This window comes from Flavobacterium sp. MMS24-S5, assembly GCF_050320125.1.
GTDB classification, from domain to species: domain Bacteria; phylum Bacteroidota; class Bacteroidia; order Flavobacteriales; family Flavobacteriaceae; genus Flavobacterium; species Flavobacterium tyrosinilyticum.
Genome location: NZ_CP190016.1, coordinates 357,309 through 380,039 on the forward strand (window position 1 = coordinate 357,309; position 22,731 = coordinate 380,039).

A 22,731-nucleotide genomic window follows, 5' to 3' on the forward strand; every position below is an offset into this window, starting at 1 on the left:
TTTTGGAATTTGGGATTTTTAAAACTTTGGAATTTTAAAAAAAATTAATTTTCCTCGTACATTTCCATCCATAAACGCGTTTCTTCCAAATCGAGTTCTTTTTCTATTTTACGAAAAATTTCTTCGTTTACAGAACCTAATTTATGCATCGATTCTAATTTTGCACGTTCTACATTCAGAAGATCGATTTGAATTTTAGTAAAATCATTAAAGATTTCGCCTCCAAGAAGCTTTCCATTTCCGAAGAAATTGGCAGGAAGTTCGGTCTTTTGCAGACGGTTGAATTTTACCTCATATTTACTTTTAATATTATGAAGCAATTCATCATTCAGCAAGGAGAAATTATCTTCAATATGGGCGATAGTTTCTGAAACAATTACATTTCTAATATTATACTCTTCTGCTAATATCGAGTATCTTTCAATTTTCAATTTTTTGATAAGCCACGGAAGCGTAAGGCCTTGTATTACCAAAGTAGAAAGTATAACGCAGAAAACTAGATAGATAATTAAATTTCGAAGCGGAAATTCTTCTGTTTTATTCAACATTAAAGGAAGTGCCAGCGCTGCAGCCATAGACACCACACCACGCATTCCAGACCAGCCAAAAATGATCATATTTCGGTAATCAAATTGTTCTTTCTCCCGAATCTTTTTACTGATCATTCTTGGAATCATCGTTGCTGGAATAACCCATAAGAAACGAACCAAAATCACTACGATACTTATAACCGCTCCCCAGATAAATAACGAATTTCCCGAATAATTACTGATTCCTTCAATAATCTGTCGTAATTGAAGTCCGATTAAAATAAATATCAAACCGTTTAGAATATTATTCAGCACATCCCAAATCGTATTCGTCATAATTCGACTTTCGTGAGAAAAAATGGTTCCTGACCTCGCTGCCAAAAAAAGACCTGTTGTTACCACAGCCAAAACTCCCGAACCTTCAAAATGCTCCGCAAGAAGATAAGAAGCAAATGGAGTTAATAATGTTAGTGTTACCTCGATAATATCATCACAAACAAATCTTTTGTGGATATAGAACATTATATAACCAACAGCTAAACCTATTGCAATACCCAAAACCGACATTAAAACAAAATTTAATCCTGCCTGCCATAAAACAAAATTCCCTGCTGTGATTGCCGTAAGCGCATATTTGTACGCCACAAGACCACTAGCATCGTTTACTAAACTTTCTCCTTCTAGAATAGCAATTAATCTCGGATTAAGCCCTAAACCTTTTGTAATGGCTGTTGCAGAAACCGCATCGGGAGGCGAAACAATTGCCCCAAGCAAAAAAGCTAACGGCCAAGACATATCATCTATAAGCCAATGTGCAAAAACAGCCACTAATCCTGTCGTAAAAAAAACCAAACCAACAGCGGCAAAAGTTATCGGACGTATGGATTGCTTAAAGTCAGACCAGCTTGTATGCCAAGCAGCGTGATACAAAAGAGGCGGTAAAAATATAATAAACACTATTTCTGGACTCAAAGCAATAACAGGAAGTCCCGGAACAATACTAATAATAACACCACATAAAACCAAAACAATCGGAATTGGGAAATTATATCTTTTACTGACAAGACTGAGAAATGCAACGCCAAAAAGCAGCATTATAATTACGGTAATATTCTCCATTTGAGGTGGTATTTATTAAATTTTGGATTGTAAAATTTGATGCTAAATTAAGATTTTATGACAACTAAATTAAATTAGCATTAAAAAAATAGAACATCCATTTATTGACTTACATCAAAGTTTTTGGTTTTAAGGTGCTTTAGATTTGTTTCTTATTACTTCTAAAAAAAAAGTATGATCAGTACAGAATTAAGTCCGTTAGTGCAATTTGGAATTTCGAGTAAAGAACGTGTTGAAAACGCTTTACAACAGCTTAAAAGCGGAAAAGGCGTTTTGGTAACCGACGATGAAAACCGTGAAAACGAAGGCGATCTTATCTTTTCTGCACATCATATGAACGTTCAGGATATGGCATTAATGATTCGCGAATGCAGCGGTATTGTCTGTCTTTGTTTAACTAACGAAAAAGCAAACGAATTAGAACTCCCCTACATGGTAAAAGAAAATACCAGCAGTTTTCAAACCCCTTTTACTATAACTATTGAAGCAAAAAACGGAGTGACAACTGGAGTTTCGGCAAAAGATCGAATTACCACTATAAAAACAGCGATTGCAATAAATGCAAAACCAGAGCATTTAGCAAAGCCTGGACATATTTTTCCGCTTAGAGCAAACGATAATGGCGTTATAGGAAGAAACGGCCACACCGAAGGAAGTGTCGATTTAATGAAACTAGCAGGTCTGCAGCCTGAAGCCGTTCTCTGCGAATTGATGAACGAAGATGGAAGCATGGCTAAACTAGACAAAATCATTAGCTTTGCGCAAGAACACGATTTGGTGGTTTTATCTATTGAAGATATTATTCATTACCGCAAATTCGTTAGAGATTATAATTAAATGATATACGAACAGCTTAGCAATTCCATTAGAAAAAGCATTACTATTTCTGATGAAGATCTAGAAACCATTCTCTCTTATTTCAAACTTATAAAAAAAGGAAAAAATGAAATCTTGTTAGCTCAAGGTCAAATTAGTCATGAAACTTTTTTTGTTGCAAAAGGCTGTTTAAGAATCTTTTTTATAAATGAAGAAGGAAAAGACGTTACACGATATATTGCTTTTGAAAATCAGTTTGCTACCGCTTTGGTAAGTTTTATTACCAAAATGCCCGCGACTGAAAACATTCAGGTTATTGAAAAATCTGAACTATTAAGTATTTCACACGAGGATTTTAATCATTTAATGAAAATTATTCCAGAATGGAGAACATTTTACAGCAATTATTTGGAGAAAGCGTATGTAAATAATGCCAATCGTTTAATGTCCTTTACCACTATGGATGCTTTGGAAAGATACCATCAGCTTTTGAAAATTAATCCTGCAATTGTAAAAAGATTGCCGAACAAAATTGTTGCTTCTTATATTAATATTTCTCAAGAAACTTTGAGTCGGCTGAAGTCGAAAGTTTAGAGTTATTTTTAGCCACTAAGACGCTAAGACTCTAAGTTTTTTTTAGCCATGACCCGAGCGATAGCGAACAGGTGAAGCAATTCACGAATTTAATTGAATTATTTTTTAAATATGAATTGCCTCCAGCTTTAGCTGGAGGTAAAAAAGGAGAGCAAGAAGGCTTTAGCCAAACTTTGAATTTGGCTAAAGCCTTTTACAATTTAAAACAAAAAACCTCCAGCTAAAGCTGGAGGCAATTCATGTCTATCTTAATCATCTGAAATCTTTTAAAATCTACGTAAAACCATTTGCGTTTCTTGCGAGTAAATCTTAGCGAATATTTGCTCTAAAAATTCAGAATAAAAAAACCGAATCTAAAAGATCCGGCTTTATGATTTTTATGATTCACAACTGCTGCAAGAAACAAGACTTGTTACTAATTCTTTAGAAACACTTTGGCTTCTTTGGTAGTACAAACTTTTAACTCCTTGCTGCCAAGCTTCTATCATTAAGCGGTTTACATCTTTAATAGCCAATTCTGCTGGAATATTAAGATTTAAACTCTGTCCTTGATCAACAAATTTCTGGCGAATTCCAGCTTGCTGCACAATTTCTAACTGGCTGATTTCTTTGAATGTTTTGAAAACATCTTTTTCCTGCTGAGTCAATTGTTCCATATGCTGAACACTTCCTCCGTTTAGCATAATTCCTCTCCAAACTTCTTCGTTATCCAGACCTTTTTCTTCCAACAGTTTTTTAAGGTATTTATTTTTACGCATGAAATTACCTTTGCTTAATCCAGCTTTATAATAATTACTGCTAAAAGGTTCAATTCCAGGCGAAGTTTGTCCTAAAATTGCAGAAGATGAAGTCGTTGGTGCAATTGCCATTGTGGTTGTATTACGTCTTCCGTAACCTTTTAACAATTCTGGCTCACCGTAAATTCTAGCCAATTCTTGACTTGCTTTATCGGCTTTATCGCTAATATGTTTGAAAATTTCTGTAGTTTTCATTTTAGCTTCCATTCCTTCAAACGGAATCATATTTTTCTGTAAATAAGAATGCCATCCTAAAACTCCTAAACCTAATGCACGGTGTCTTTTAGCAAATTTATTAGCTGCAGAAAGATAATAGTTTCCTTCTGTTTTTTCGATGAATTCCTGTAAAACAGCATCTAAGAAAAAGATCGCTAATTTTACTGCCTCAGTATCTTTCCATTCTTCATACAACTCTAAGTTCATAGAAGAAAGACAGCAGATAAATGATTCATCATGAGTTGACGGAAGCATAATCTCACTGCACAAATTACTGGCATTGATTCTTAAATTCTGATCTTTATAAACTTGTGGTTTATTTTTATTTACGTTGTCACTAAAGAAAATATAAGGCAACCCTTTTTGCTGACGGCTTTCTAATACTTTTGCCCAAATTTGTCTTTTTTCTGCATCACCATCAATCATTTCTTGCATCCAGTAATCTGGCACACAGATCCCTGTAAACAAGTTCTGAATTGGGTTTCCAATACTTTTAATTTTCAAGAACTCTTCGATATCTGGATGATCTACATCCAAATAAGCTGCAAATGCACCACGACGAACTCCGCCTTGCGAAATAGTATCCATAGCGGTATCAAAAAGCTTCATGAAACTTACTGCTCCACTACTCTTTCCGTTATCAGTTACAGCACTTCCGCGTTCACGCAATTCACCAAAATAACCAGAAGTTCCACCTCCGATTTTAGTCTGCATGATTACTTCTCCAAGCTTATGTGTAATTCCTTCAATTTTATCTGGAACATGCACATTAAAACAAGAAATTGGCAAACCTCTTTCTGTTCCCATATTTGCCCAAACTGGCGAACTGATACTCATCCAACCTCTTTCGATCATTTCCATGAAAGATTCTTTCAATTCTGGTTTGTAAAGCCTTCTAGCTGCGGCAGTACAAATTCTATCGATTGCTCCTTCTACAGTTTCTCCTTTTAAAAGATAACCGCGATTTAAAATCTGTTCACTTTCAGAATTTTTCCACCACATTTTACTATCGTTTTGCGGCTCAAAATTGTTATTTGCTGGGTTTGTGTCTATCGTATTCATATGTATTATAGGCTTGTATTAGAAAAGATCGTTTGCTGTGATGCTCTTGTCGTGTTTTGTATATTCTACTGGACGTTTCGCAAAGAAATCATCTAAACTGTTTGCAAAAACTTCTTCTTCAAACCAAGTCATTTTTGAATATTCTTCTGGAGAAACATTAAAAATAGTTTCGATATTGATTTGTTTCAAACTTTCATCAATTCTAAATTTCATGAAGTTTACCAAATCTTCTTTGTTGATTGTTTCTATCGCTCCGTTTTCAAAAATCCAATCTAAAATATCTGCTTCAACAGAAATTGATTCTTTAACTGTTTCTCTAATTAATTCTAAAGTCTCTGCATCGAAATATTCTGGGAACTCTTCACGAATTTTGTTAATGATATAAATTCCGCCATTAGCGTGAATTTGCTCATCGATAGACGGTCCAAGCAATAATATTGCTCACATTTTTCATATATCCTTTGAATCTCGTGAATGACAATAAAATGGCAAATTGGCTGAAAAGAGAAACGTTTTCAATTAAAATACTGAACAAAATCAGTGACACCATGTACTTTCTATTGTCCTGAGACTTCGTGTCTTTCAGTACATTCGAAAGATAATCTACACGTCTGCGAATTACAGGCACATCCAATAGCCTTTCAAATTCATCATTATATCCTAAAACTTCCAACAAACGAGAATAGGCTTCAGAATGTCTAAATTCGCATTCTGCAAAAGTAGTTCCCAATCCGTTAAATTCTGGTTTTGGAAAATGCTCGTATATATTACCCCAAAAACTTTTTACAGCTACCTCAATTTGTGCAATAGCCAATAAACTATTTTTAATTGCTGTTTTTTCTGCCAAATCCAAATGTGCATGAAAGTCTTGCGTGTCGGCAGTAAAATCTACTTCAGTGTGTACCCAATAAGCTTTATTAATAGCTTCGGTAAATTGCAGAACCTCAGGATATTCAAAAGGTTTATAATTGATTCTTTTATCAAAAATTGACATATATATAGAGTTTTAAGTGACTATTTTGAAACAGAAATGCGAGCGCTTATTTTGGGGAGGTATTAGCGTGATTTCTATATTTACAAATTTAGCCCACAGTTATTCTTTTGTCTACTTTTAGATGTTAAAAATCTGCTCAATTATCAACAGTTTTAAAACTTCTAAAAAGCAGGATGAAGCAAATTTTATCAACACGAAAATATTGCTCTCTAATCTACAATGAGCTAGCAGTTTCCCTAAAAATAATGCTGAGTTATTAACATGAAAAAAAGTGCTTTTTAATGTCAAAAATCAAAACAGTTATCAACATCCGATTTGAAAAAAGGGAAATTTCAAATCGAATTTCAAATTAAAAAAACGCTGTTTATTAATAATAATTCTAAATAATAGAGACGCTATAAAAAATCATAATATACTTTATTACAAATATTTACAGTAAAATAAATATTAAAAGTGCAAAATATTCTAGTAAAATCAACATCTCAGAAATGAATTAGTAGTGCAAATCCTAGCTTTCAAACTTATTACCTCTATAAAGTTGAAAAACCATCTTGAAAGCATTTTTTCTTCTTATAAAAAGAGACCGAATTAAAACAAAATTAAAATTTACTTAAGGGATTCTTAATTTTTAGAAAAATAGCATCAAATTCCCCTTTTACAGCAAATTATTCTTGGTTTAAGAATATTAATTTTTACATTTGCTTTTATTTTTATTTATTCTAAATAGAATAAATAATTCCCAAAAAATAAATTTAATCTTGTACAATTCAATAACCATAAATTATCGAAATATGAAAAAGAATCTTTTCGTTTCTTTTGCATTTGCTGTTACTTTCTTTGTGAGTGCTCAGCAAAAAAACGCGTTGCTAGATGCCGCTTTCTGGAAAACCTCACCGACTGTTGAAACGGTTCAGGCAGAAATCGCTAAAGGAAATAATCCTGCTGAAGCTAATGCAAACGCATTTGATGTTACAACGTTGGCCATTAATAATGATGCTCCCTTTGCAACTATCAAGTTTTTAGTGGAGCAGCCTGGAAATTCAATCACAAAATTAACGCACGATAATCGTATCTACCTACACTGGGCCGCATACAGAGGAAATACTGAATTGGTTCAATATTTAATTGGTAAAGGTTCTGATGTAAATTTTGAAGACAGCCACGGAACTGCTCCTGCTGATTTTGCCGCTTCAAACGGTCAGTCAGATGCTGCGATGTACGACGCTTTCTTTAAAGCTGGACTTAATCCGACAAAAAAATATGCGAATGGCGCAAATCTTTTGCTTTTAGCCATTGCTTCTGATAAAGATCTAAAAGCTGTTGAATACTTTTCTACAAAAGGAATGTCTTTAAAAGATGTAGACAATGACGGAAACACTGCTTTTACATATGCTGCTAGATCTGGTAATATTGCTCTTTTGAAAAAACTTTTAGAAAAAGGCATTAAACCAACTAGCAATGCACTTTTATTTGCTGCGCAAGGAAGCCGTAGAGAAACTAATACTCTTGAAACTTATAAATATTTGGTTGAAGAAGTAAAAATTAAAGCGACTTCTCAAAATAAAGCGGGACAAAATGTATTGCACTTTTTGGCTGGAAAACCAAATCAGAAAGAAATCATTCAATATTTCTTAGGAAAAGGTGTTGATGCAAACATCGCCGATAAAGAAGGAAATACACCCATTATGGTAGCATCTGGAGCTAGAGAAACTGCTGTTTTAGAATTGTTTCTTCCGAAAGCTAAAAACATAAATGCACAAAATTTAAAAGGAGAATCAGCTTTGACTTTTGCTGTTAGAAACGGAACTCCAGATGCTGTAAATTTACTTTTGACTAAAGGTGCAGATGTAAATGTAAAAGACAAAGATGGAAATAATTTAGGTGTTTATTTAGTGCAATCGTATCGCCCTGCAGGAAGAGAAAAAGCGGCCACGGATCCTTTTGATGCTAAAGCCAAATTACTTCAGGACAAAGGATTAAACCTTGCAACTCCTCAAAAAGATGGAAACACTTTATATCATATAGCGATTACTAAAAATGATGTTTCTCTTCTTAAAAAAATCACTGATTTAAAAGTAGATATCAACGCTAAAAATAAAGATGGCTTAACGGCTTTACATAGAGCAGCAATGACTTCTAAAGATGATTCTATTTTAAAATATTTAGTTTCAGCAGGAGCTAAAAAAGACATTAGCACAGAGTTTGACGAAACGGCTTATGCTTTAGCAAAAGAAAATGATCTGCTAACAAAAAATAATATCTCAGTTGAGTTTTTAAAATAGCTTTTAAAAAGTTAGGAGTTATGAATTATGAGTTATGAGTTAAAAATCTAAGTCTACAATTCATAACTCAAAACGAATAACTAATAACCAATAACTCATAACCAATAACTCATAACTTAAAACTCATAATTCATAACTTATTTTCATGAAATCAATATTAAAAATTGCTCTTACCAGCGCTTTTATCTTTTTAGTTTCTTTCCAATCTCAAGCGCAATCAAGCAAATACAAAATCATGCTTCAAATGAATAACTATATGGGAGAAGGTGCTTATATCGTTGTTTCTCTTGTTAATTCGGCTGGTGAGTACGAAAAGACACTTTATGTAATGGGCGATGATAAAAAATGGTACAAATCATTAAAAGAATGGAATAAATTCCATACTCAAAAAAATGACGATATCAGCGCTAAAACTGGCGCTTCTGTAACTGGCGGAGACCGCAGTGTTACGACAATCGAAATCGAAAATTCTAAAATCAATAAAGGCTATAAACTTCGTTTTGAGTCGGCTGTTGAAGACCAGAAATACTATGTAAGCGATCTTGAAATTCCGCTAACAACTGAAGGTCTAGCTGAAAAAACAGACGGTAAAGGTTACATCAAATATGTAAGGTTAAACAAAATATAATCTTTAGCACATTATTTTTTAACCTTATAATGAGTACAAATTTTATTTTTGTGCTTAGAATTAAAATCTGAGCTTTGTCATCGTTTTTAACCTTGACAAAGCTTTAAACGTTTTATAATAGAATAACTCAATGACTCTTTCTTTTTGGCGTTACGCGCACTTGGCTTTAGCCTTATTTTCTTCTATTTTTTTGCTTTTGGCTTCGGTAACTGGAATCATTCTGGCTGTCGATGCGGTTCAGGAAAAAACACTTCCGTACAAAGCAGAGGATTTTAATAAAATAACTTTGGGCGAAACGTTGCCAATTTTAAAGAAAGTGTATCCAGAAATTACAGAATTGAGTGTAGATTACAATCAGTTTGTAACACTTCAGGCAATTGATGCAGATGGAAATGACGTTAAAGCATACATTGATCCAAAAACGGGAAAAACACTCGGAACTCCTGCAAAGAAAACCGAATTCATAAATTGGATTACGAGTTTGCACCGTTCGCTATTTCTTCATGAGGTAGGACGATTTTTTGTGGGTGTAATTTCTTTTTGTTTACTTCTAATATCAATTTCAGGTTTCGTGCTAGTTTTAAAAAGACAGCGTGGCATCCGAAATTTCTTTTCTAAAATAATCAAAGAATATTTTGCACAATATTATCATGTGCTTTTAGGAAGATTGGCTTTAATTCCGATTTTGATTATTTCACTTACCGGAACGTATTTATCATTAGAAAGATTCAACTTTTTTATGGGCGAAGAAAAAACAAAACCCGTAAAAACAGAACTTTCAGACAAAGCCAAAACAACTTCAATTTTCAATACTACTTTATTATCTGATGTAAAGAAAATTGAATTTCCTTTTACTGATGATCCTGAAGAATATTATATTATCGAATTGAAAGACAAAGAGGTTGAAGTAAATCAAGTTACAGGAGCTGTAATTTCTGAAAAGCTTTCGCCAATGCGAACTCAATTTGCGGCATTAAGTTTAGATCTTCATACTGGAAGAATTAACGGAATCTGGGCTATAATTTTAGCAATAGCGTGCATCAATATTTTATTCTTTATTTATTCTGGTTTTGCCATTACTTTAAAAAGAAGATCTAGCCGAATTAAAAATAAATTTAAAGCTAGCGAAAGTACTTTTATCCTTTTGGTTGGTTCAGAGAATGGAAGTTCGTTCCGATTTGCCAATTCAATTCAGAAACAATTAATCAATCATGGACAAAAAGTTTTTGTTAGCGAATTAAATAAATTTTCGGCTTATCCGAAGGCGGAACACATTATTGTTTTTACTTCAACTCATGGTTTGGGAGATGCCCCTTCTAATGCAACTCAATTCAAAACTATATTAGAAAGACAAAATCAAGACCAGAATATTCATTTCTCTGTGGTTGGTTTTGGTTCAAAATCATATCCCGATTTTTGCCAATTTGCCATTGAAATTGACCAGCTTTTAGAAAAACAAAAATGGGCTGATCGCTACTTAGATTTGCAGACTGTAAATGATAAATCGGCTGTTGAGTTTGTAGAATGGGTGAAATTATGGAGTGAAAAAACGGGAATTTCCTTGGCTACCACTCCATCATTATACAACCATGTTCCAAAAGGTCTGCAAAAATTAATGGTTTTGGATAAAACACCAATTTCTGAAACGGAACATACTTTTATTCTGACTTTAAGAGCAAATGCAAGAGCTAAATTTAGTTCAGGCGATTTATTGGCAATTTATCCGGCCAACGATTCTAGAGAACGCCTCTACTCTATTGGGAACCATTCTGGAAATATTCAGCTCGTTGTAAAATTGCATCCAAACGGATTGGGTTCTGGCTTTCTAAATGCTCTGGAGCCAGGAAATGTAATAAAAGCACAAATTGTAAAAAATCCTGCTTTTCATCTTCCAAAGAAAGCGCAAAAGGTGGCTTTTATTTCTAACGGAACAGGAATTGCTCCTTTCTTAGGAATGATCGAACAAAACAAAGCAAAACAGGAACTTCATTTGTATAGCGGATTTAGGATGGAAACGCCAACTTTAATGGCTTATAAAAAGTTTGCTAACATAATGATGCAAAAAGAGCATCTGGATAATTTTCATGTGGCGCTATCTCGTGAAGCCGAGCATATCTATGTAATGGATTTGATTAAAAGAGATTCATCGTTCTTTACGAATTTATTCAAAAAAGGTGGTGTCGTTATGATCTGCGGTTCGCTTGCCATGCAGAAAGATATCGAAGCTATTTTAAGTGAATTGTGTATAACAAAAGGATTAAAAACACTGGAAGAATACAAAGCCAACAAACAATTTTTAACGGATTGTTATTAGAAGTAATTTTAGATTTTAGATTTTAGATTTTAGATTTTAGATTTTAGATTGTTGATTTTTGATTCTTAATTCCTAATTTTAAAACAAATCCCAGAGGGATGATATATTTATAGATTTAATTTTATCCGCATACAGCTAAAGCCCCAGAGGGACGACATACATAATCTAGAGATATCGCTCCGCTGGAGCTTTATTGATAGGTAACAAATCTGTTTCTATAAATATTTTGCTCCTCTGGAGCTTTTTAGAATTCTTTAAATACATTTTCATGAATAAATTAATGTCATATAAAATTTCATTGCTTTTTGTAATTGCTTGCTGTTTACATGTACATTCGCAAGTATTACGAAAAAGAACGACGCTTTTAATGGGCGGACGTTTTGACATTTCTATAGTAGATAAAGATTCTCTTTCTGCAGAAAAAAATATAGATGAAGTTATTGCAGAAATTACAAGAATTGAAAATCTAATCTCCGATTGGAAACCCACTTCTCAAGTTTCTGAAGTCAATCAGAATGCTGGAATAAAACCTATAAAAGTGGATCGCGAAGTTTTCGAATTAGCACAAAGAGCGATTAAACTTTCTGAAATTACCAATGGCGGATTTGATGTTAGTTTTGCTGCTTTAGATCGCATTTGGAAATTTGATGGTTCGATGACCGAAATGCCTTCGGCGGAAGCCATAAAAAAATCGGTGGAAAAAGTGGGTTATAAAAACATCATTTTAGACAGCACAGCATCGACTATTTTCTTGAAATTAAAAGGAATGAAAATTGGTTTTGGCGCTTTAGGCGAAGGTTATGCAACCGATAAATGCCGCGCTATGATGATTGCAAAAGGTGTCCAAGCCGGAATTATAAACGGTTCTGGAGATATGAGCACTTGGGGAAAACAACCCAACGGAAAAGATTGGAAAATCGGAATTACAAATCCGTTTATGCCTGAAAAGATTTTGTCCGCAATTCCGCTTAAAGAAGGTGCTGTAACGACTTCTGGTAGTTATGAAAAGTTTGTTGTTTTTAACGGAAAACGTTATTCTCATATCATAAATCCTGCAACGGGTTATCCTGCAACGGGTTTATGCAGTGTAACTGTTTTTGGTCCGAACGCAGAAACCGCAAACGGATTAAGCACTTCAATGATGGTTTTAGGCCAAAAAGAAGGCTTGCTTTTACTTCAAAAATTCCCTGATTATAGTTGTGTAATGATTACTGATAAAGGGAAAGTTATTAAGTCTAAAAACTTCTCTTATAAATTGTAAATGGTGAAACGTCAAATGTGAGATATGAAATGATAATTCGATTGTCTTCCTGAGCGAAGTCGAAGGATATACGCAAAGCATAGTATTGATAATTGAAATGAAATAATCTCGCAAAGTCGCGAAGTCGCAAAGTTTTTCATGAATTTACTTGTCTTTCTGAGCGAAGTCGAAGGATATACGAAAAGTGTATTTTTAACAATTGAAATGAAATAATCTCGCAAAGTCGCGAAGTCGCAAAGTTTTTCATGAATTTACTTGTCTTTCTGAGCGAAGTCGGAGAATATACGCAAAGTATAGTATTGATAATTGGGGTGAAATAATCTCGCAAAGTCGCCAAGACGCGAAGTTTTATTTCCTGTTCTTTTAAGTTTTTTTAATTCAAACTTTGCGACTTCGCGACTTTGCGAGATTAAAACATTCACTTTGCGCATATCCTTCGACTTCGCTCAGGAGGACAAAACACGAATTTCGTATTCACATCTCACAACTCACAACTCACAACTCACAACTCACAACTCATAACTCACAACTCATAACTCATAACCCATAACTCAAAAACAACATTAAAATAACATTAGAACCCCTCGCTCAATTCTAATAATCTTCTAATTGCTTTATTTAGATTAAATTTAAATTATCACATAAGTTTGCAGCACTTTTATTTGCAGACTCAATATGAGAACAATTTTACTTCTATTTTTATTTACCATTTCAGCTTGGTCACAAACCGGAAAAATTACTGGAAAAATCTACTTTGCTAATAACGAAACTGCTTTTGGCGCTTCGGTTCAAATTGCAGGAACGAAAAAGTTTGTTGTAGTTGATAATGACGGTCAGTTCGAAATAAAAGGTTTGGCTTACGGAAGCTACAACTTGGAAATTTCTTCTATGGAAGCTAAACCGAAAACAATAAATATCTCTGTTAATCGTCCGTTGCACCAGGTCAATATTGCATTAGAAAAAATAACAGATCCGAAAGCGCTTAAAGAAGTAAAAATTGAGAAAAAAACCTTCAAAAAAGACATTATAGAAAAAGGCTTTGCGGTTAACGTGATTGAAACGCAAGAAGCTGCGAAAAGAAACTTGCAAACTAATGATTTATTAGACCGTTCGGGCGGCGTTAGAATTAGACAAAATGGTGGTTTAGGTTCTGCTGTTACTTACAATATTAACGGAATGTCTGGAAATGCCATCAGAATTTTTATTGACGGAGTTCCTATTCAGACTTATGGTGCCTCTTTTAGTTTAAATAGCATTCCGCCTGCTTTGATCGAAAGAATTGAGGTTTTTAAAGGAGTCGTTCCAGCTTATTTAGCAGATGATTCACTTGGAGGTGCCATTAATGTCGTTTTGAAAAAAGGTGCCAAAAACAGTTTGAATGCTTCTGTTTCTTACGGTTCTTTTAATACCGTTCAATCTAATGTTAATGCTTCTTTTAGAGATAAAAACGGATTCACAGTAAAGGCAAATGCTTTTCAAAATTACTCTGACAATGATTATGAAGTTTGGGGAAAATGGGTTTACAACATAGCGCCAAACGGACGTTACGAATACATTCGCGCCAAGCGATTTGAAAGCATGTACCGATCTTTTGGAGGAAGATTAGAAGCTGGTTTTACCAATGTAGATTGGGCAGACAATCTTCTTATTAGCTACAATGGTTCCCAAGATTACAATCAGATTCAGCATGGGCAATATATGACTAAACCTTATAAAGGACGTTTTAGCGAATCTGCTGCGAATGTTTTTAGTGTGACTTACAACAAAAAGGACTTTTTAATTAAGAACCTTGATTTCTCTCTTATTTCTGTTTACAGCCATAGAAATGACGTAATCAACGATACTGTAAAATGGAATTACAATTGGAATGGCGAAAAAGCGCTTGGTCTTTACGGTCAGCCTATTTTAACGAATACTGGAGCACAACAGGGCGCACCAACTATCAATCATATGAAATCGAATATTTTTAATACTCGAGCGGGTTTAAGTTATTCGATTACCGAAAATCATAAAGTGCTTGTCAATGTTATGACTTACATTCTTGACAGAAATGATCTTGATGAAATGCAACCAGAAATCACTCGCAATTTCATCGTTACTAGAGATTTAGCCAAAACGGTTTCTTCATTTGCTTACGAAATGACAGCATTTGAATCTCGACTGAGAGCGAATCTTTTTTTCAAAAATTATAACTTGAAAAATGAACAGAGAGATCCGCAAGTTGTGACTGAAAATGGCCAAAGTGTGGTAAGAGAAGTTGTTACTTCTAAAAGAACAAATTATAATGGTTACGGAATTGCCGCTTCTTACTCTATTCTACCAAAAGTAATGGCTATGGCTTCTGCTGAAAAAGCAATTAGACTTCCTTCAGAAAATGAAATATTTGGTAATCCTGGAGAAAACATCATCAGTAATTCGGGTCTAAAACCTGAACAGAGCAATAATTTTAATGCTGGCTTGCGATTTGGTCCTTACGAAATGAATAATCATAAGCTTACCGTTTCAGGAAATGCTTTTTGGAGAAATACCGAAGATAAAATTGTCCGTCAGATTAGTGACCGTGTAAATGAAGCCATTCAAGCTTCTCCGTTTGTCAATTTAGGAAAAGCACAGTCTGTTGGTTTTGAAGCTTCTTTCCAATATTCTTATAATAATCGCTTTTTTGCAGGGATGAATCTTTCCAAATTCAATGCGCTGTTTAAAGATAAATACGATAAAAACGGAAACATTCTACCAAATTACAACAAACAGCTTCCTAATGAGCCTTTCTTTAATTTAAATGCGAATCTTCAGTACAACTTTAGAAATATAATTCAGAGCAAATCAGAGCTTAATCTGTATTACTACTGCGGTTATGTAGCTCCGTTTTATACTTCTTGGCTTGAAACCGATAGAACTACGGCGCAGTTTCCTCAAGATTTAGGTTTGAGCTATGTTTTTCCGAACAAGCAATTCACCGTAAGTTTTGATGCGAGAAATGTATTTGATGAACAGGTTTATGACAATTTTGCGGCCAAAAACCAGGAAGAGCCTTTTATCTAAAACTCAACTATACCTTAAATAAATTTTAATCACTCAATTAATAACTAATTTTTAAATGCAATAAAGATGAAAAAAAACACATTTAAATTATTTACATCTAGCTTACTAGTTAGTGCATTTGCATTAACTACGGCTTGCAGTAGCGACGATAATAAAAATTCAGAACCTGTTAATCCGGTTACAGAAGGACGTTGGATTACGGTTGCAGGAGCAGTAATGCAAACAGATCCAGGTGACGGAAACGGTGGTACAAAAGTTTACGCGATTAGCAAAGAAAACGCAATTGATCCTAACTTTTCTGTAAACGTTTACGATAACGGTTCTCCTGTACAATCTAGCAGAACAGCTCGTCTGCAATCTTCTGTAGATGGAAGCACGCTTTTCAATATCACTTACACAGGTGCTAATGGAGGTGAATTTATGACGTACAAAGTAAATGGAGGAAACAATTTTGCAGTATCTGATGCGAAAGTGAATATTTCTCAATATGCTGGTACATCTCCAAGATGGGTAAAACTTTTTGATGGTGACAAAACCGGTGTTGCGGTAAATGTGGCGACTCCAATTGTTAATGTAAACGAAGACAAGTCATACAAAAACACAAGAGGAAAAGCTACTGTTTTGTCTTTAGACATGAAACAGACTCTAATTTCTGCTTACAAACAATACGATATTCCATTGACTGCTGAAGAAGAAGCACAAGGACACCATATTTTCCGTTTAGATGCTCCAACATTGAACAAAGCAGGAAACAAATTAATCATTGGAACTTGGATGCGTAAAACGAACACTGCTGATCCATCAAAAAACGAAAGTACGTTTGAACGTTTAGGATCTAAATCTGTTGTGGTTGATTATCCTTCTTTAGAAAATCCTGTGGTAATTACTTCAAAAGTTGGATTTGGAGATACTAGCGGTTACAGAAGTTTCAACAGCTTTGTGGCTACTGACGGAAACATTTACCAAGCTACGCAAAGAGATACACAAAAAGGTTCTTATATCTTAAAAATCAATCAAAACAATCAATATGACGATAATTATGTATTTAGCTTAGATAACGCTTTAGGAGTAAAAGGAAGCTATATTGATGCTTGGAGATATGTTGGAAACGGAATCGCTTATGCGGTATATACTTTTGAAGGCACTAATCAAGGTTATGTAGCGAGATTAGATTTGAATGCAAGAACTGCTCAAAAAGTAGAAGGCATTGACTACGACGCTGACTTAGATTTTGGACAATACCAAGGTTTTGTTGTGGATGGAAACAGCTTCTATATCGCAGTAACACCAGTTGGAAAAGATGGTAACATTTATGTAATTGATATTCCTTCAGGAAAAGTTACTAAAGGTGCTAAATTGATCAACAAACCAGGAAACCACTACATTGGGGTATTCTAAAAATATACGACTGTGAAAACAGTTTGTGGAAAATCCATCACTTGAGTTTTTTTTTAATCGAACATTCCGCTTCTATTTATAGTAAGCGGAATGTTTTTTTTAAATAGATTGTGAACAGTTGGATTGTATCATATTTAAACACATAGAAACATAGATTTTTATTGCTTCTGTTTAAGATTATAAAAAAGCAAGCTTTAACACATAGCTATGTGCTTTTAAATTAAGTAAAACGCCTTTTTTAAAGCTTGCAGAACTATGTTTCTATGTGTTTAAAAGTTTTAATCAACAATTTATAATTAGAATTTTGAAGCAAATTCTTTAGCAAATTCTTCTAATTTGATTTTACCTGTTGCATTTCCATCATTGTTTAAGAAATCTGCTGCGATGGTTTCGTTTCGTAATCCAGTTCCCATTTCGGTGTATAAACCTGCCATTTCTTCTGGAACTCCAGCTTGTGTCATTCCGCCAAAATATTGCTCGTCTGTAAATTCTATCCAAGGAAGTTCTGGTTTATCAATTGCAGATCCAAAAGCTTTTACAATTTCAGAAGGCGTTTTTACATCACTAATAATATAACGAATGTTTTTACCTTCTTGAGTTTTCTGCAATTCTTCTGCCGCAGCAGCTGCAATATCCTCCGGATGCACTAACGGAATACGGTTTGATGCTGGAAAATTGGCTCCCATTATCCCCGCTCCTTTTATCATCGGAATATCATTAAAGAAATTAAGGTAGAAATATCCCGCTCTTAAAAACGTGATAGAAGCGTCTAATTTCTCGTAAATCTTTTCAATATTATATAAGCCTGCAATTGGTCCGTTTCCTGTTGGCAAATCGGCTCCAATGCTGCTTAACATCACTACTCTTTTAATTTGGGTTTCCTGAATTGCTTTCGCGAAAGCGGCACCAGCATCTGTAGTGTTTTTAATGATATTAACTCCACCCATATTTGGAGGTGTCATGGCAAAAAGAGCATCTGCACCAGTAAAAGTTTTAGAAAGAAAATCAGCATCGCTAACCGATCCGATTGCGGCTTTTGCTCCTAAATTTTCGATGGCGTCTTTACGATCTGCAGTACTGCTAATAACCGTTACATCATGCCCTGATTTTACCAATTGCGCCGCTAAAGGCTTTCCTATGTTTCCTAATGAACCTGAAATTATAATTTTCATCTTAAAATGTTTTTTTATTTAACAGGACAAAGGTATCTTTGCACTTACTTTTATACAAGTACTTACCCTAAAGTATGTATCATGACAGCAATTAAAGAATCGTCTACTATTCAGGAAAACAAGCAGTATGCCTTAGAAAAATGTCCTGTAACTTTTGTTATGGAGAAAATTGGAGGCTACTGGAAACCTATTATTTTATATCATTTATCAACCGGAGATAAACGTTACAGCGAATTGAAAAGAGCTATTCCAGCTGTAACAGAAAAAATGCTTATTCAGCACTTAAAACAATTAGAAGCTGACGGATTGGTTATTCGCGAAGCAAAACCTGTTGTACCGCCATTTGTAACTTATAAATTAAGCAGTGCAGGAACTGGCCTGCTCCCTGTAATTGATGCCATGGCTTCATGGGCTTTTAAAATGAAAGACGGCGTCTATAATATGTAATAGACACCGTCTTTTCGAAAAAACAAAAACTAATTAACTTAACTTGTTTTGTGAAATTGAACAGGCATTAATTTCACTAGTCGGATTAATTTATTCCATAAGTAAAATCTAATTTAATCTGCGAAAATCTTTTAAATCTGAGTGAAATACTTCTTGCGCGTAGATTTTTTTCACGCAGATTTAAAAGATTAAAGCAGATATAAACAGATCAAATCTAATCAGTTGACGAAATAATTAATTTCGTTCAACGATTTAATTCTGTTTGATAAAAACCAAAGCTTCTTCGTAATTGGCAATTTGTACAAGGGCATTATAAATATATTGAGCAACCAGTGCGCCTCCATCTGAATTAATCAGTTCAATATCGTCTTCAGGCGTGTGATATTGCGGATGTCCACCTGTATGAAAACCAACCGCCGAAATGGATTCTTTGTAGAAAGAAACATGATCTGAACCACCAACGTCGCCTGCATGTATAACTGGATTTAAGCCACTATTTTCTTGCAGTTTTTTCATTAATTCTACTCCGTTCGGAAAAGTTCCTGCTCCTCCCATATAAAGCTCTTTTTTATCGTTCAATCTTCCAACCATATCCATATTGAGCATCACTTTTACAGCTTCTTTTAAAACGGGAAGATGATTGACAAAATATTTTGAACCCAATAATCCTTCTTCTTCTCCGCTAAACGAAATAAAAATAATGCTTCGTTTAGGTTTTACTTTTTGTTTTGAAATTTCTTCTAAAATGCACAGCAAAGCTGATACTCCAGAGGCATTATCATCTGCTCCGTTATGAATGGCAAAAGCTTCTTTCTTTTTACTTCCAGAACCTTGTCCGCCCCAACCCCAGTGATCGTAATGGGCACCGATTACAATGTATTCGTTTTTCAAATTAGGATCTGAGCCTTCAATGTAACCCACAACATTTTGCGTAGCCACACTATCCGATTTCATTTTATTGATTCCTTCTTTGACAAATACTTTGAAAGGCTGATAATAATTATCATTGAATTGCTGTAAACCATATTTCTTAAAATATTTTTTGATATATGCAGCTGCATCGTTATTTCCTTTAGTTCCCACAAAACGACCTTCCAATTTATCAGATGAAAGATATTTATCATGTTTGTAAAAGGTTTCCGCCTTTTGTGCATTCACAAAAGTGTAGCAAAAGAAAAGAATTGCAATAAAGAGTTTTTTCATAATTAGTTGTCTATAGAATGGAACGCGGATGACACAGATTCGCCGTCTCATCCGTGTACTATCAACTCAAAGATTATAAATCAAAAGAAGTATGTTTAATATATTTTCGATCATAAGTATACAAAACGTGTATTTTTTTGTCTGTGGTTTGGATTATGGCTGGATAGCTGAATTCTCCTTTTTCTTGTTTTTCGAGATCGAATAATTTAGTCCACCTTAAACCGTCTTTAGAATATTCTACGTCTAAAATATTTCTTCCGTTAAACCAGTCTTTTCCAATTGGAAGCGGATTATTTACCAATAAAAACGTGTTTTTGTCTACTGTTAAAGCATCAATACCAGAATTGGAATTGATGACATTTATAGTATTGGTTCTAATCCAACTTTTTCCGTTGTCTCCTGACCAGCTCGAAACTACTTTATTGTGTTTGCTACGAGACAGCATCTGAATATCACTCTTACTATGAATTAAAAATGTTGGCTGAATGATATCAAAGTTTTGATTGTTTTCTACGGCTATTTTTTTCCAAGAATCTGTTGCTTCAGTATATTCCTCAACATGCACGCGCCATTCGTCAGTGCCTACACTTTCTGTACTGCTTCCGCATAAAATTACGCCTGGAGTAGTTTCTATTGGTTTATTTCGAATTGGACCTAAAATTCCGTCTGGAAGATATTTTGGTTCTCCCCAGGTTGTTCCGTTATCTTTCGAAACAATCATAGCGCCAAACCATTCTCTCGGATTTTTTCCAATTTTATAAAACAAATACAAATTCTCGCTTTTGCTTTTAAACAAAACCGGATTCCAACATGGTAGTGTGTCTCCGTTTTTAATTAAGGGCTGAATCAGTTCTTTTGGTGTAGACCATTTTTTGTCTTTATAAGCCGAAATATAAATTCCGACATCTTTTGCTCCTTCATATTTTCCACCAAACCAAGCGGCTAAAATCTCATTGGGTTTGTATTCGACCAAAGTTGAGGCATGGCTGTTTGTGGTAACAGGCGGATCTGCAATATAACTGCTTTCAATATTTACTGCTTTCAGTTGTGCTTTTATTCCATTAGAAAAAAGAAATAAAGCCAATAGAACTGCTACAGCATATTTTTTCTTTAAAATCATTTTATTTTGATATAGATTATAATTGTATGTAACGAATTAAAGCTGGGGCAAAAATTCAGTGGTTTATATATAAAACAAAAGGAGAGTTACCTCTCCTTCTGCTCAAGTAACAAATCTTTTGATCTTTTACTTTACCAAATTAATTATTTTGTGTCCCACCAAAGTCTTGTTCCACCAGAATCTGGCACTTCCTAATTTAGAAACTCCGTCATCTACAGCCGCTTTGTTTGATGAGTACTCATTTGTAGTGTAAATAATTCTTTTCATTAAAGATTTACCAACTCCAGCATCTGGGTTATCAGTGTTTAATACTGGATAGATTACTTTAGCATCGCTTCTACGTAAATCTGCCCAAGCTTCCCAAGATTCTGGGAAAATTGCTAAGTATTTCTGAACTGCAATTTGAGTTCTTTGATCAGCAGTAGATGCAGACCAAGCCACTGGCAATTTAACTGGAATATCTTGTAAATCTAAAGTTGGATATACTGTCAAAATGTTTGGCAATGTTGGCAATGTTGTTCCTGCAATATAAGCGTTAACGTCAGCTGCTTCTGTAATTCCCCATTGCGCAAGCGATAATCTAATACCTGTTTCATACAAAGTTTTAGCATCTCCGCCCATGTTCCATCCATTTAAAGCTCCTTCTGCTCTACTTAAATAGTTTTCAGAAGCCATGAAGATTTCAATGTTTTTAGTTTCGCTAAGTGTGTTATTAGAACCATTTCCTAAAACATTATTGTTGAATTTAGAGAATTCAGTAGTTCCGAATTGATCTTCTAAACCTCCAACTGGATTTCCTCTATACACTCCTGAAGCAATTGGCGCAAACCATTTAGCTAAACGTGGATCTTTGTACCCTACTAAGATACTTTCCATAGAAGATGTCATTACATAACCCCAGCTGTTTACAATCATATTTAAATTGTTTGGAGTAATGTTACTTGCTTTAAAGAAAGCGCTTTGATCATTGGTTTGCATCACTCCAGCAGCTACTGCAGCTTCAGCTTGAGTTTTTGCATTTGCAGGTTCTTTATCCGAAATTCTTAAGGCCAAACGTAATCTCATACTGTTTCCGAAGATTCTCCATTTGTCAACACTTCCTGAATAAACTCTATCATTTGGGGCAAGAGAGGCAACCGAAGTTACAGAAGTTGAAGCTAATGTTGCATTTGCTTCATCTAATAGTTTAAAGAAATCTGCATAAATAAATTCTACGCTGTCGTAAGGAACTTTATCTTTTCCATTACCAGCTTCAGTATAAGGAATTGGTCCGTAAGCATCAACCATTTGGTTGTACATGAAAACTTTCCAGATTTTTAAGATTGCAGTAGCTTCTGCATTTCCTTCAGATGCTTTAATAGCATTTGATAAAGCTGGAGCCGCTACGGTGTAAAATCTTGTCCATCCTCTACCTTCGTATCCATTAACGAAAGCATTTCTTTCCGTTCCATATCCACAGTTTAAGTAGTGAATAAAAGTTGAAGATAAAATACCTGTAGCAATACCCCAAGTACCTTGATCATCTACTCCTGGAGATGAGTAAGAACCATTGTGTATACCTGCGTATAATGCCGATGCAAATGCAGGACCAGCTAATGTAGCATCTAACTGATCTTCAGTTAATGAATTAGGATCTTTGTTTATTTCATCAAAATCGCCAGTGCAGCTTGATAAAATAGAAACTGCCATTAATGCAACTCCTAATGTTTTTATTTTAAAACTATATTTCATGATGT

The 22,731-nt window shown here is 34.5% G+C and carries 15 protein-coding genes and 1 pseudogene; 9 read left to right on the top strand and 7 right to left on the bottom strand.

Features of this window, described 5'->3' with window-relative positions:
• Window positions 1–44: 44 nt before the first annotated feature.
• Entirely contained in the window at window positions 45–1,649 is a 1,605-nt protein-coding gene (locus ACPWTF_RS01685; RefSeq protein WP_427874126.1) for a Na+/H+ antiporter, read from the bottom strand.
• Between the two features lie 174 nt (window positions 1,650–1,823).
• Between ACPWTF_RS01685 and ribB the strand changes: the two genes are divergently transcribed.
• Complete coding sequence (gene ribB / locus ACPWTF_RS01690; RefSeq protein WP_427874127.1) at window positions 1,824–2,486, top strand: 3,4-dihydroxy-2-butanone-4-phosphate synthase; 663 nt, start codon at window positions 1,824–1,826, stop codon at window positions 2,484–2,486.
• Window positions 2,487–3,059: a Crp/Fnr family transcriptional regulator gene (locus ACPWTF_RS01695; RefSeq protein WP_427874128.1), complete on the top strand. Its 573-nt coding sequence runs from the start codon at window positions 2,487–2,489 to the stop codon at window positions 3,057–3,059.
• 377 nt (window positions 3,060–3,436) lie between these two features.
• Here ACPWTF_RS01695 and ACPWTF_RS01700 read toward each other — a convergent pair whose 3' ends face one another.
• Window positions 3,437–5,134 (bottom strand): ribonucleoside-diphosphate reductase subunit alpha, encoded by a 1,698-nt coding sequence (locus ACPWTF_RS01700; protein ID WP_095930393.1) that lies wholly within the window; start codon window positions 5,132–5,134, stop codon window positions 3,437–3,439.
• 18 nt (window positions 5,135–5,152) lie between these two features.
• Window positions 5,153–6,128, bottom strand: a pseudogene (locus ACPWTF_RS01705) (ribonucleotide-diphosphate reductase subunit beta).
• Window positions 6,129–6,919: 791 nt separating this feature from the next.
• Here ACPWTF_RS01705 and ACPWTF_RS01710 point away from each other — a divergent pair.
• The 6 genes from ACPWTF_RS01710 (at window position 6,920) to ACPWTF_RS01735 (ending at window position 17,053) form a co-directional block, all read left to right on the top strand.
• A complete protein-coding gene (locus ACPWTF_RS01710; RefSeq protein ID WP_427874129.1) occupies window positions 6,920–8,410 on the top strand; it encodes an ankyrin repeat domain-containing protein in 1,491 nt (496 codons plus the stop codon).
• A gap of 145 nt (window positions 8,411–8,555) precedes the next feature.
• Window positions 8,556–9,038: a DUF2271 domain-containing protein gene (locus tag ACPWTF_RS01715; RefSeq protein WP_320493853.1), complete on the top strand. Its 483-nt coding sequence runs from the start codon at window positions 8,556–8,558 to the stop codon at window positions 9,036–9,038.
• A gap of 130 nt (window positions 9,039–9,168) precedes the next feature.
• Window positions 9,169–11,352 carry a PepSY domain-containing protein gene (locus ACPWTF_RS01720; protein ID WP_427874130.1) on the top strand — a complete coding sequence of 728 codons (2,184 nt, stop codon included), beginning with the start codon at window positions 9,169–9,171 and terminating at the stop codon, window positions 11,350–11,352.
• A gap of 268 nt (window positions 11,353–11,620) precedes the next feature.
• The gene (locus ACPWTF_RS01725) at window positions 11,621–12,613 is read left to right on the top strand and encodes an FAD:protein FMN transferase (RefSeq protein ID WP_427874131.1); all 993 of its coding nucleotides are present in this window, start codon (window positions 11,621–11,623) and stop codon (window positions 12,611–12,613) included.
• Window positions 12,614–13,288: 675 nt separating this feature from the next.
• Entirely contained in the window at window positions 13,289–15,655 is a 2,367-nt protein-coding gene (locus ACPWTF_RS01730) for a TonB-dependent receptor (RefSeq protein WP_427874132.1), read from the top strand.
• 66 nt (window positions 15,656–15,721) lie between these two features.
• Complete coding sequence (locus ACPWTF_RS01735; protein WP_427874133.1) at window positions 15,722–17,053, top strand: hypothetical protein; 1,332 nt, start codon at window positions 15,722–15,724, stop codon at window positions 17,051–17,053.
• A 296-nt stretch (window positions 17,054–17,349) separates the two neighbouring features.
• Here the strand turns inward: ACPWTF_RS01735 and ACPWTF_RS01740 are convergent, their stop codons facing one another.
• A complete protein-coding gene (locus tag ACPWTF_RS01740) occupies window positions 17,350–18,225 on the bottom strand; it encodes an NAD(P)H-binding protein (RefSeq protein ID WP_427874134.1) in 876 nt (291 codons plus the stop codon).
• A gap of 81 nt (window positions 18,226–18,306) precedes the next feature.
• On the opposite strand from ACPWTF_RS01740, the gene ACPWTF_RS01745 reads away from it, so the two are divergent.
• Window positions 18,307–18,672 carry a winged helix-turn-helix transcriptional regulator gene (locus tag ACPWTF_RS01745; protein ID WP_095930384.1) on the top strand — a complete coding sequence of 122 codons (366 nt, stop codon included), beginning with the start codon at window positions 18,307–18,309 and terminating at the stop codon, window positions 18,670–18,672.
• A gap of 252 nt (window positions 18,673–18,924) precedes the next feature.
• Here ACPWTF_RS01745 and ACPWTF_RS01750 read toward each other — a convergent pair whose 3' ends face one another.
• From ACPWTF_RS01750 to ACPWTF_RS01760, 3 genes are all read right to left on the bottom strand, one after another.
• Window positions 18,925–19,875 (bottom strand): M20/M25/M40 family metallo-hydrolase, encoded by a 951-nt coding sequence (locus ACPWTF_RS01750; RefSeq protein ID WP_427874135.1) that lies wholly within the window; start codon window positions 19,873–19,875, stop codon window positions 18,925–18,927.
• A 73-nt stretch (window positions 19,876–19,948) separates the two neighbouring features.
• The gene (locus tag ACPWTF_RS01755) at window positions 19,949–20,995 is read right to left on the bottom strand and encodes a sialidase family protein (protein WP_427874136.1); all 1,047 of its coding nucleotides are present in this window, start codon (window positions 20,993–20,995) and stop codon (window positions 19,949–19,951) included.
• Between the two features lie 126 nt (window positions 20,996–21,121).
• Complete coding sequence (locus ACPWTF_RS01760) at window positions 21,122–22,726, bottom strand: SusD/RagB family nutrient-binding outer membrane lipoprotein (RefSeq protein WP_427874137.1); 1,605 nt, start codon at window positions 22,724–22,726, stop codon at window positions 21,122–21,124.
• Window positions 22,727–22,731 lie beyond the last annotated feature (5 nt).